At 47.3% G+C, this 273-nt stretch carries 1 pseudogene; it reads right to left on the reverse strand.

What is annotated here, in order from left to right:
* Nucleotides 1-240 (reverse strand): annotated as a pseudogene (locus tag O4H47_RS17925) (hypothetical protein); the annotation flags it as partial.
* Nucleotides 241-273: the final 33 nt, after the last annotated feature.

Raw genomic sequence — 273 nt, forward strand, 5'->3', positions numbered from 1 at the left:
TTCTAGCAGAGTGTGTTCAGCGGATGCAAAGGCAGCGTGACCGAGAACCGGCCATGCGTTGGATAGACCTTCATGTAACAAGAAGAGTGTGGTTGCGAGGTCTTCTCGCTGACTTAGTTGGAGCTTAAGCTGACGGACCGCCAATTTGTGTTGTTTTACTGCTTGATTAATCGATAGATTTTCTGGATAGGCTGCTAATGCATTGATGGACATGCAGCCATTCGGTGCAAACTCTTTCATCCAATCCTCGAGGCGAGTGAATAGGTGTAATAC

The organism is Maritalea porphyrae (assembly GCF_027213965.1).
Classification (GTDB): domain Bacteria; phylum Pseudomonadota; class Alphaproteobacteria; order Rhizobiales; family Devosiaceae; genus Maritalea; species Maritalea porphyrae_A.